Here is a 10,119-nt window from a genome sequence, read left to right on the forward strand (position 1 = left end):
GTGCCCGGCTGCGCCAGCCGCCGCCCCCGGACCCGGGCCGCCGCCCAGAGCGCGAGCGCCCCGCACAGGGCGGCCGCCGTCCAGCCGGCCGGGCCGGGCTCGTGGTCGCCCTGCCGGTCGGCGCCGTCGGCCTCCCGGGCGCCGTTCGGCAGCACCCCGGAGTCCGGGTCCTCGGCCGGGTCGTCCGGGGCCGCCCCGCCGTCCTCCTCCACCAGGCTGCCGACCGGTTCGACCTTGCCGGCCGCCGCGAAGCCCCAGTCCAGCAGCGCCGCCGCCTCGTCGTACACCTTGGACTGCTGCTCCGGGTGCATCACCGTCACCAGCAGGGTCCGGCCGCCGCGTTCGGCCGCGCCGGTGAAGGTGGCGCCCGCGTTGGTGGTGTAGCCGTTCTTCACCCCGATCAGGCCCGGGTACGCGCCCAGCAGCCGGTCGGTGTTGGCGATGTCGAAGGCGGTGCGCTGCCCGGTCGTCAGATCGAGGCCGCCGGGGAAGCGCGCGGTGCGGGTGGCGCAGTAGGCGCGGAAGTCCGGGTTGCGCAGCCCGGCCCGGGCGAACAGCGTGAGGTCGTACGCCGAGGAGACCTGGCCGTCCTGGTCGTAGCCGTCCGGGGTGACCACCCGGGTGTCCCGGGCCTGGAGGGCCTCCGCCCGCTCCTGCATCTGCTCGACCGTCGCGGCCAGCCCGCCGTTCATGTGGGACAGGACGTGCACGGCGTCGTTGCCGGAGGCGAGGAAGACCCCGCGCCAGAGGTCCTCGACCCGGTAGGGAAGGTTCTCCTTGATCCCGACCAGACTGCTGCCCGCGCCGACCCCGGCCAGCTCGGCCGGGGTCACCCGGTGCTCCAGGGAGCGGTCGAACTTGGGCAGCACGGTGTCGGCGAACAGCATCTTGAGCGTGCTGGCGGGCGGCAGCGGGAGGTGGGCGTTGCGGGCCGCCAGCACCTCGCCGCTCGCGGCGTCCGCGACCAGCCAGGACCGCCCGGTCAGCCCGGCGGGCAGCTCCGGCGCCCCGGCCCGGGGCGCCACCTGGACGGTCGGACGGCCCAGCCGCTCGCCGCCGACCACGGTGCTGGCGTCCTGCGCCGCCCCGGCCGCGGCGGGGGCGCCGCTCGCCCCGGGCGGGGCGTCGGCGGGGCGGGCCGGGGCGACCGGCGCACCGGCGGCGAGGAGCAGCGCGGCGAGGGCGCCGGCCGCGGCCGGGATCGCGGCCCGGCGGCGCCCGCTGACGTGGGGTGGCCTCTGCTGCACACCGCGAACGTACCCGGGCCGCCGCCGCCCCGCGCTGCCCGCTGCTCCGTCCGGGCCCCGGCGCCGGGCGGGGCCTGGTACGGTACCGGGCATGTTCGTTCCCTGTGTGTAGTGCGACCCGTCGTGACCGCCCCGGCCGTTGCCGTCGGCGCGGTCCTCCGGTGTCCCCGCACGCCTCCGGCGCCGCCGGGCCGTCCGCGCCCGCCGCCGGTCCTCCCCGAGGAACGTTCCCATGCCCTCCTCCACCCCCGTACCCGCGCACGCCTCCGCCGCGCGCCCCGGCTACCGCGCCGTGCTCGCCGCCCCGCACGCCGCCCGCACCTTCGGCGCCGCACTGCTCGGCCGGCTCTCCTACGGCGTGGTGCCGCTCGCCCTGCTGCTCGCCGTCCGCGACGCCACCGGCTCCTACTCCGCCGCCGGCGCGGCGATGGCCCTGTTCGGCCTGGCCAGTGTCGCCCTCTCCCCGGTCAGGGCCGGACTCGTCGACCGCCACGGCCCCCGGCGGGCGCTGCCGCCGATGGCCGCGCTGTACACCGCGCTGCTGCTCGCGGTGGCCGCCGCCGCGCGGCCCGGTACGCCGCCGGCCGTCCTCGCGGCGCTGGTCCTCGCGGCGGGCGTCTGCACCCCGCCGCTCGGCCCGGTGATGCGGACGCTCTGGCGCCGGCTCCACCCCGATGCCGCACTGCTGCGGCGCGCCTACAGCCTCGACGGCGTCTCCGAGGAACTGCTGTTCGTCGCCGGACCGCTGCTGGTCGGGCTGCTGCTGCCGGTCACCGGCCCTGCCGGTGCGGTCGTCGCGGGAGCGGGCCTGCTGCTCACCGGGGCCCTGCTGATGGTCGCCTCGCCGCTCACGGCGCAGGGCACCCGCGAGGACGGCGCGGCCGACGGCGAGGACGCCGCGGGCGAGGGGGAGGGCGCCGCGACCGGTGACCGCCGGTCACGCCGGTCACGCCGGGCCCGCGGCCGGCTCGGCGGCGGCCGGGCGCTGCGCCGCGCGGTGCTCGCGGCGGCCGTCACCGGCCTGGCCCTGGGCGCACTCGACCTCATGGTGGTCGCCTCCGCCGAGCGGCAGGGCCGGCCGGAGGCGGTCGGCTGGATCCTGGCCGCGCTCTCCGTCGGCAGCGCGGTCGGCGGCCTCGGGCTCGGCGCGCTGGACCGTCCGCTGCCGAACGCCGCCCGGCTGCCGCTGTTCACGGCCGGTCTCGGTCTGGCGCTGGCCGCCGCCGGGCTCGCGCCGGGCCTGCTGCTGCTCGGCGCGGCCGTCGCGCTCGCCGGGCTCTTCGTCTCGCCCGCCCTCACCACCGCCTACCTGGTGGCGGACGAGGCGGTCGCCCCCGGCGCCCGGACCCGTGCCGGTGCCTGGGTGAACACCGCCGTCAACGCCGGGTCGGCCGGCGGCGGCGCGGCCGTGGGCCTGATGGTCGGTCACCTGCCGCTGCCGCTCTGCTTCGCGCTGGCCGCCGCCCCGGCCCTGGCGGCCGTACCGGTGCTGTGGACGCGCGACTTTGGTGACGCCGGGTCGCGCCGAAAGTCGGATCCCGCCCGGGACGCCGCTGCCTAACGTCGTCGGCATGAAGAACTTCCTCGGCTTCGTGAGCTTCGTCCTGATCGTCGGCGGGATCAGCGGGCTGCTCGCCGACCACCTGTGGGGTCTGCGGGTGTTCGGCTTCGTCCGCTACCTCGTTCCCGCCGGCCACCAGACCGCGGGCTACTTCGCGCTGATCGGGGTGGGCGTCCTGCTCGCCCTCGGCACCGCGCTCCTGGACCGGCTGGGCGCCCGGGACTGAGCCGGCCGGGGGCGGGCGCGGCGAGCGGGGAACACGCCGTCGGGCGCTGCTCGTTGAGGCTGGTGACGGGCCGTCGACGAGGAGGAGCCGGATGACCAAGCAGGCCTACGGACGGATCGCGCACCACCACGTCGAGGTGAACGGCGTCCGGTTGCACGTCGCCGAGCAGGGGGAGGGACCGCTGGTCCTGCTGCTGCACGGCTTCCCGGAGAGCTGGTACTCCTGGCGGCACCAGTTCGCCCCGCTCGCCGAGGCGGGCTACCGGGTGGTCGCCGTCGACCAGCGCGGCTACGCCCGCAGCGAGCAGCCCGCGTCGGTCGACTCCTACACCCTGCTCCACCTGGTCGGGGACGTCGCCGCCCTGATCCGCGCGCTCGGCGAGGAGCGCGCGGTGCTGGTCGGCCACGACTGGGGCGCCCCGGTCGCCTGGACCACCGCGACCCTGCGGCCCGACCTGGTGCGCGGCGTGGCCGGGCTCAGCGTCCCGCCGGTGCCGACGCTCGGCCTGCCGCCGCTGGCGCAGGCCAGGGAGCGGTTCGGCGACGGCTTCTACCAGATCTACTTCCAGCGCCCCGGGATCGCCGACGCCGAGCTCGTCCGGGACCCGCACCTGACGTTCCGCCGCCTGCTGTACACCGGCTCCGGCGACCGCCCGAGCACCGGGGGGTCGCGGGCCTGGGTGGTCGGCGAGGGCCAGACCCTGCTGGACGGCCTCGCCGAACCGGAGAAGCTTCCCGCGTGGCTGTCGGAGGCGGACATCGAGGCCTATGTCGCCGACTACGCCGAGCACGGCGAGCGGGCGTTCACCGGCGGCCTCAACTGGTACCGCAACATCGACCGGAACAACGAGCTGCTCGCCGGGCTCATCGGCCTGCCCGTCGGCGTCCCCGCCCTCTACGTGGCCGGGGACCAGGACATGGTCGCCACCCTGATGCCGGAGGAGGCGATGCGGCAGCTGCTGCAGCACCTGGCGCCCAAGCTGTACCGGCGCGTCACCCTCCCGGGCGTCGGGCACTGGACGCAGCAGGAGAGCCCGGCCGAGGTCACCGAAGCCCTGCTGGACTTCCTGCGGCACCTGGACGGCTGAGGCCGCCGGGCGGTGGGGCGGACCGCTCCCGCCCCGCCGCCCGGTGCGGATCAGACCGGCAGCAACCGGGCGATGAACTCGCCCAGCCGGCGGGCGTTGCGGCAGCAGTGCATCTCGACCACCCCGGCGTAGGCGGGGGCGGCGGAGTCGCCGGTGCCCCAGAGGGCGGGCTGCTCCGGGTTGAGCCAGTGGACCCGGCGGGCCCGGGCGGCGATGAGCCGCAGGGCGGGCAGCCGGGGGTCGCGGTGGTTGTTCCGGGCGTCGCCGAGGATCAGCACGCTGGTGCGCGGGCCCACGGCGTCCAGGTGGCGGTCGGCGAACTCGGCGAGCGCCGCGCCGTAGTCGCTGTTGCCGTGGTAGCCCGTCACCTTGGCCTCGGTGAGGATCCGCCGGGCCAGCGCGGCCGGATCGCCGCCGCCGCGGGTGAGCAGGGCGGTCACCTCGGCGGTGCGGTTGACGAAGGCGAACACCCGGACCCTGCTGAACTGGTCGCGCATCGCCTGGACCAGCAGCAGGGTGAAGTCGGAGAAGCCCGCCACCGAGCCGGACACGTCGCAGAGCAGGACCAGCTCCGGCCTGGCGGGACGGCGCAGCCGGTGGGCCGGGCGCAGCGGGACGCCTCCGGTGGACAGCGAGCGCCGCAGGGTGCGCCGCAGGTCGATGTGCCCGCGCGCCGCCCGGCGCCGGCGCGCGGTCAGCCGGGTGGCCAGCTTGCGGGCCAACGGGTGCACGGTGCGCCGTAGTTCGGCGAGCTGGTCGTGCCCGGCGGTGAGGAAGTCGATCCGGTCGGCGCTGGGGGCGACGGCCCGCTCGGCGACGTGCTCGGTGCCGCGCAGCTCGGCCGCCCGTCGGCGGGCCTCGGTGGCGACCAGGGCGCGGAAGTCCTGGATGCGGCGGCGGATCTCGTCGGGCAGGAGGTCGCCGGCCAGGTCCGCGGTGGCGGGGCCCGGGCCGTCGGCGCCGGCGCGCAGGGCGGCCAGCACCCGGGCCAGCAGGGTCTCCGGGGCGAGCCGGCCGAGGGTCTGGTGGGCGGACCAGCCGTCGCTGCCGGGCCGGCCCGGGCCGCCGGCGGCGCCGTACCGGCCGAACGCGGCCACCGCCTCACCGGCGAGCCGGGCCAGGGCGGCCCGGTCGTCGGCGGCGAGCGCGGCCGCGAGCCGTGCCCGGAGGTCCTCGCGCAGGGCGGCCGGGTCCGGCGGCGTCGGGTCCGGGGCGCCGGGTTCCGGGACCTCCGCGCCCGGGGCGGCCGGGTCCTGGGCGGCCGGACCGGGCCCGGCCGCGGCGGCCCGGCGCACGGCCTCCGGATCGCCCACGCCGAGCGGGAAGAACAGGTCGAAGGCGGCGTCGAAGACCCCGCGCTGCCCGTCGGAGCGCAGCAGGGCGGCGGCCAGCCCGGCCCTGACCTGTGCGCGGTCGGCGAGGCCGAGGACCTCCAGGACGGCCGCGGCGTCGACGGTCTCGGCGGGCCCGATCGGCAGGCCGTGGGTGCGCAGTGCGCGGACGAGGCCGGTCAGCCGGGCGGCGAGGTCGGCGGGCGGGGCGCCGGGGGCGGGCGCGGTGCCGTCGGCGGCCTGCGGCGGGACGCTCATGCGGGGGTGAGCTTCCGGGTGGCCGTCAGCACGTCGTCCTGGTGCTTGAGGACCACGCCGAGGGTGGCGCGCACGACCGTCTCGTCGAGGGTGTCGGCGCCCAGGGCGAGCAGGGTGCGGGCCCAGTCGACGGTCTCGGCCACCGAGGGGGCCTTGCGCAGCTCCATCGCCCGCAGCGCGCCGACCACCCGGACCAGCGACTCGGCCAGCGCCGCGTCCAGGCCGGGCACGCGCAGCCGGACGATCCGGCGCTCCAGCTCGGCCTCCGGGTAGCCGAGGTGGAGGAAGAGGCAGCGCCGGCGCAGCGCCTCGGAGAGCTCCCGGGTGGCGTTGGAGGTGAGCAGGACGAAGGGGCGCCGGATCGCCGTGATGGTGCCCAGCTCGGGCACGGTGACCTGGAAGTCGCCGAGCACTTCGAGCAGCAGCGCCTCGACCTCGACGTCGGCCTTGTCCATCTCGTCGATGAGCAGCACGGTCGGTTCGTCGCCGCGGATGGCGGTCAGCAGCGGGCGGGGGAGCAGGAACTCCTCGGCGAAGATGTCGGTGCGGGCCCGGTCCCAGCCCTCGTCGCGCCCGGCGGTGATCCGCAGGAGCTGCTTGGCGTGGTTCCACTCGTAGAGGGCCCGGGCCTCGTCGATGCCCTCGTAGCACTGGAGCCGGACCAGCCGGGCGCGGCCGGTGGCGGCGACGGCCTTGGCGAGTTCGGTCTTGCCGACGCCGGCCGGCCCTTCGACGAGCAGCGGCTTGCCGAGCCGGTCGGCGAGGAAGACGGTGGTGGCGATCTCGGTGGAGGCCAGGTAGCCGGCCTCGGCCAGCCGGGCGGCCGTGTCGGCCACCGACTCGAAGAACTGCGTGCCCTCGCCGACCATGCGTGCCCCACATCCCCGTCGTCCGGTGCCTGTCGCCAGCACCCTACCGGTGGGTCACTTCGCTGTCCCGGACACCGCGACCACGGGCGGACGGACGGGGGCGGACGGACGGGGGCGGCCGCGCTCGGCCGGGGCCCGGTCCGCGGCCGGGGCCGCGGACCGGGCGCGTCACCGGCGCCGCGGGGGCGTCAGTTGACGAAGACGACCGGGCTGCCGGCCACCGAGACGTCGCGGACCGGGCCGTAGGTGGCGCTGAAGTAGCCGACCGGGAAGCAGGTGCTCGGGCCGGAGACCTTGGGCAGCGCCTGGGCGTTGAAGCCGATGGTCTGGCCGACGTTGTTGGTCGTGCCGGCGAGGCCGCCGGGGGCCCGGTAGACACAGGTGATGGTGCCGAGGATGGTCTTCAGCACCACCGTGGTCTGCACCGGCCCGGCCGTGCCCGGGTCGAGCGAGACCGGGTTGCCCGCGGCGTCGCTGACCGAGTTGACGTAGGCGAGGTTGTTGACGGTGATGCTCTGCACGCCGGTCACGCCGATCACGTTGGCGGTGCAGGAGCCGAAGGTCTGGGTGTTGAGCGACTCGGTGGCGGTGCCCGGGGCGGCCGGGTTGCTGAGGACGGTCGCGGAGAACGCGGACGTGGCGCACTTGATGCCGCTCGTCCCGGTGGCGCTGGAGTAGAAGTTGGCGGTGGTGCCGGCCACCAGGTCGGCGGCCAGCACGTCGCCGACGGAGACGTTCGGTCCGGCGAGCACGGTGTGGGTGAGCACCGCGACGGGGGCGGCGGCCGGGGCGGGGGCGTCGGCGGCCTGGGCGGGGGCGACGGTGCCGGCGGCCAGGACCGCGGTGGCGGCGAGGGCTGCGGTTCCGAGGGTACGGCGGATGCGCATGAGGGTGTGCCTCTCCGGGCGAGTCGGGTGGGGGCCCGTGCGGCCGGTGCGGGGGCGCGCGGCGGCGTCGACCGCGGGCCGGCCCGCGGGCCGGCTGCGACGGGGTGGTGCGGGGTGGGGCACCGCGGACGGCGACTCGGCGGGCCCGGCGCCACGGGCCCGCCCGTACGGGCGGCGGTACCGGCGGCACGACGCTGTGCGGCGGGTACGGCGGCCGGATCGGCCGCGCACGGCCGGTTCGGGGCCGGCTGCGGGCGAGTACGGCTGAGTACGGCGGGATGGAGCGGAGGTGGAGCGGGTGGGGCGAGGGGTACGTGCGGTGCCGGGTGCACGTCGGCGGCTGCCACCGCCGGGCATGCGTTCGCCATACTGAGCAGTCGGAACGCGTGCGGGCTTCCGGCGGCGTCCGCCGCGGATTGGAAACCCGCCAGTGTTGTAAACCGGACGTCACGTCAATGTCAAGAAGATGCGCAGGAGTTGGCGATGAGACCGGAACCCCTCCGGAAGTCCGAGACCGTCCTGCTGCCCGGGGCGCGCACCGGGCGCGACCCCGCCCGGTCGATCAAGCGCGGCCCGAGCCGGCTGCCGCCCGGGGTGGTCGCCGCGACCCAGCGCGAGCGGCTGCTCGACGGGCTGGTGCTCACCGTGGCGCAGCACGGCTACCAGCGCGCCACTGTGAGCGACATCTGCCGCGCCGCCGGGGTGACCAGGCCGGTCTTCTACGAGCTGTTCACCGGCAAGGAGGACGCCTTCCTCGCGGCCCACCGGCACGGCACCGGAGTGGTGATCCGGCGGATGGCGGCGGCGTTCGCGGCGGCGCCGGACTGGTGCACCGGGATCCGCGAGTCGCTGCGGGCGATGCTCGGACTGCTGGCCGGGGTGCCGGCCTTCGCGACCATGGCGGTCATCGAACTCGACGCGGTCGGCCCGGCCGGGCGCCGCGAGCGCGACCAACTCCTCACCCGGTTCCGGGCGTTCTTCGCGGAGGTGCCCGAACTCCCGGCCGGGGTGGCGACGGAGGCGATGGTCGACGCGGTGGTCGGCGGCGTCTACGGCACCCTGCAGCGCTGCATCGATGCCGGTCGCACCGCCGAACTCCCCGACCTGCTGCCGCTCCTGAGCCTCTTCTGCCTGGCACCCTTCCTCGGCCCGGCCGAGGCGGCGCGCCGCCTGGCCCTGGACCCGGCGCCGTGGCGAAGCCGCGCCGGCGGCCGGGCCGGGGATCGGGCCGACGGCCGGGCCGCGGGCCGCCCGGGAGCGGACGATGATCCTTCGTGCACCCGTATTGACCCGCTCAATACTGGGCAGTAGCTTCCCAGTTACCCACTGAGGCCCGACCCGCCCGCCCCGCTGCCGAGGGGCGGTCCCTCCCGGTCGTGCCGCAGAACGCTGTCCGCGCCAGGGCAACGTGCCAGTGACTGCCCGTCCCCACCATCCAGGGAGCACACATGGCCACGTCCGAGGACGCCGCCCGGAACGACGAGAGCACCACCGGCGCGGAGGCGCCCGCGCAGCACAGGGGCCGGGTCCGGCTGAAGCGCACCGCGCTGATGGCCGTTCCCGCCGTCGCCGCCGGCGCGGTGCTGATGACCCTGACCGCGCAGGGCGTGCTCGCCGCCCAGTTCTCGATCTCCGGCATGCCGTTCACCGTCACCGCCGACAGTCTGGACGGCGTCGGGTTCGAGCAGTTCGGCAGCCTGGACCACATGATCGAGGACAGCCCCAACGCCGGGGACACCGGCGGGCAGGTGCTCGTCGCGGTGTCCGCGATCAAGGAGGCCTCGCTCACCAAGCTCTGCCAGAGCGTCGAACTCGGTGGCATCAACCTGCTGATCAAGGCCGGTGACGGCGGAACGCCGGTGACCGCCACCGACCTCACCACCGACTCCGACCTGCTCACCGGTGACGCCGAGTTCAAGAACATCGAGATCGGCGGGGACGCCAGCACCTTCACCAAGGCCGGTGTCAAGGGCCTGCCCGGCGTCTTCGGGCAGCAGGCGGACACCGTCAAGATCCGCAACCTGCGCCAGCACAACTACGCGACCACCGCCGGCGCCTTCAAACTGCCCAACCTGCGGCTGAGCTTCAGCTCCGAGGGCTGCTGACGGTGGCGGAGCCGGAGCCCGGGACCCTGCCCGCGGCCGCGCCCGACGCCGAGCCGCGGGCCGCGGCCGCCCGGAGCCGCCCGTCGTGGCGCGGCTGGCGGGGCCGGCGGCCGTTCTGGGGCGGAGTGCTGGTCCTGTCCGGCGGCGCGGAGATCCTCTTCACCCTGCGCGCCCCGCTGCCCGTCGTCCTGCACATCGGGCTCCAGGGGCTGTCCGGCTACCTCGTCCCGACCGTGATGGTGGTCTGCGGCCTGCTCGTCCTGTTCAACCCGGCCCAGCGGCTGTTCTACTCGGTCGTCGCCGTGCTGGCCTCGCTCGGCAGTTGGCTCACCTCCAACCTGGGCGGATTCCTGATCGGCATGCTGCTCGGCGTGATCGGCAGCTGCCTGACCTTCGGCTGGGTACCCGACCAGCCCCCGCGCCGCCGCCTGCTGCGCCGGGGCCGGGCCCGCCGGAAGGCCGCCGGTCCGGCCGGCGCCTGAGGCGGTCGCGGCCGGCGCCCAGGTTAAAAAAAAGCGTCCGGCGCACACCCCGCGTCTTGAGATTAT

At 76.4% G+C, this 10,119-nt stretch carries 10 protein-coding genes; 6 read left to right on the forward strand and 4 right to left on the reverse strand.

From position 1 onward, the window contains the following. Window positions 1-1,247 (reverse strand): D-alanyl-D-alanine carboxypeptidase family protein (locus ACFXAM_RS35320; RefSeq protein WP_380297613.1); only part of this gene is annotated, 1,247 nt, incomplete at its 3' end. A 232-nt stretch (window positions 1,248-1,479) separates the two neighbouring features. Here ACFXAM_RS35320 and ACFXAM_RS35325 point away from each other — a divergent pair. From ACFXAM_RS35325 to ACFXAM_RS35335, 3 genes are all read left to right on the forward strand, one after another. Further along, window positions 1,480-2,808, forward strand: a complete 1,329-nt coding sequence (locus tag ACFXAM_RS35325; protein ID WP_380297615.1) for an MFS transporter — start codon at window positions 1,480-1,482, stop codon at window positions 2,806-2,808. Between the two features lie 10 nt (window positions 2,809-2,818). Further along, window positions 2,819-3,034: a hypothetical protein gene (locus ACFXAM_RS35330; RefSeq protein ID WP_380297617.1), complete on the forward strand. Its 216-nt coding sequence runs from the start codon at window positions 2,819-2,821 to the stop codon at window positions 3,032-3,034. Window positions 3,035-3,125: 91 nt separating this feature from the next. Then, window positions 3,126-4,121, forward strand: a complete 996-nt coding sequence (locus tag ACFXAM_RS35335) for an alpha/beta fold hydrolase (protein WP_380297618.1) — start codon at window positions 3,126-3,128, stop codon at window positions 4,119-4,121. Between the two features lie 50 nt (window positions 4,122-4,171). Here the strand turns inward: ACFXAM_RS35335 and ACFXAM_RS35340 are convergent, their stop codons facing one another. The 3 genes from ACFXAM_RS35340 to ACFXAM_RS35350 all read right to left on the reverse strand — a co-directional run bounded on the left by ACFXAM_RS35340 (window position 4,172) and on the right by ACFXAM_RS35350 (window position 7,466). Next, window positions 4,172-5,710 carry a VWA domain-containing protein gene (locus ACFXAM_RS35340; protein ID WP_380297620.1) on the reverse strand — a complete coding sequence of 513 codons (1,539 nt, stop codon included), beginning with the start codon at window positions 5,708-5,710 and terminating at the stop codon, window positions 4,172-4,174. Next, a complete protein-coding gene (locus ACFXAM_RS35345) occupies window positions 5,707-6,579 on the reverse strand; it encodes an AAA family ATPase (RefSeq protein ID WP_380297621.1) in 873 nt (290 codons plus the stop codon). The genes ACFXAM_RS35340 and ACFXAM_RS35345 overlap by 4 nt, the downstream gene beginning before the upstream one ends. Window positions 6,580-6,767: 188 nt before the next feature. Continuing rightward, the gene (locus ACFXAM_RS35350) at window positions 6,768-7,466 is read right to left on the reverse strand and encodes a Tat pathway signal sequence domain protein (protein WP_380297622.1); all 699 of its coding nucleotides are present in this window, start codon (window positions 7,464-7,466) and stop codon (window positions 6,768-6,770) included. Between the two features lie 483 nt (window positions 7,467-7,949). Between ACFXAM_RS35350 and ACFXAM_RS35355 the strand changes: the two genes are divergently transcribed. The 3 genes from ACFXAM_RS35355 to ACFXAM_RS35365 all read left to right on the forward strand — a co-directional run bounded on the left by ACFXAM_RS35355 (window position 7,950) and on the right by ACFXAM_RS35365 (window position 10,053). Beyond that, window positions 7,950-8,777: a TetR/AcrR family transcriptional regulator gene (locus ACFXAM_RS35355; protein WP_380297624.1), complete on the forward strand. Its 828-nt coding sequence runs from the start codon at window positions 7,950-7,952 to the stop codon at window positions 8,775-8,777. A gap of 137 nt (window positions 8,778-8,914) precedes the next feature. Beyond that, window positions 8,915-9,571, forward strand: a complete 657-nt coding sequence (locus ACFXAM_RS35360; protein WP_380297626.1) for a DUF6230 family protein — start codon at window positions 8,915-8,917, stop codon at window positions 9,569-9,571. Between the two features lie 26 nt (window positions 9,572-9,597). Beyond that, window positions 9,598-10,053 carry a DUF6114 domain-containing protein gene (locus ACFXAM_RS35365; RefSeq protein ID WP_380297628.1) on the forward strand — a complete coding sequence of 152 codons (456 nt, stop codon included), beginning with the start codon at window positions 9,598-9,600 and terminating at the stop codon, window positions 10,051-10,053. The last annotated feature ends 66 nt before the right edge of the window (window positions 10,054-10,119 follow it).

The organism is Kitasatospora sp. NPDC059462 (assembly GCF_042749955.1).
Taxonomy (GTDB): domain Bacteria; phylum Actinomycetota; class Actinomycetes; order Streptomycetales; family Streptomycetaceae; genus Kitasatospora.

Coding starts and splice junctions, on each gene's coding strand:
- ACFXAM_RS35325 (WP_380297615.1), top strand. CDS start 1,480: ATGCCCTCCTCCACCCCCGTACCCGCGCACGCCTCCGCCGCGCGCCCC.
- ACFXAM_RS35330 (WP_380297617.1), top strand. CDS start 2,819: ATGAAGAACTTCCTCGGCTTCGTGAGCTTCGTCCTGATCGTCGGCGGG.
- ACFXAM_RS35335 (WP_380297618.1), top strand. CDS start 3,126: ATGACCAAGCAGGCCTACGGACGGATCGCGCACCACCACGTCGAGGTG.
- ACFXAM_RS35340 (WP_380297620.1), bottom strand. CDS start 5,710: ATGAGCGTCCCGCCGCAGGCCGCCGACGGCACCGCGCCCGCCCCCGGC.
- ACFXAM_RS35345 (WP_380297621.1), bottom strand. CDS start 6,579: ATGGTCGGCGAGGGCACGCAGTTCTTCGAGTCGGTGGCCGACACGGCC.
- ACFXAM_RS35350 (WP_380297622.1), bottom strand. CDS start 7,466: ATGCGCATCCGCCGTACCCTCGGAACCGCAGCCCTCGCCGCCACCGCG.
- ACFXAM_RS35355 (WP_380297624.1), top strand. CDS start 7,950: ATGAGACCGGAACCCCTCCGGAAGTCCGAGACCGTCCTGCTGCCCGGG.
- ACFXAM_RS35360 (WP_380297626.1), top strand. CDS start 8,915: ATGGCCACGTCCGAGGACGCCGCCCGGAACGACGAGAGCACCACCGGC.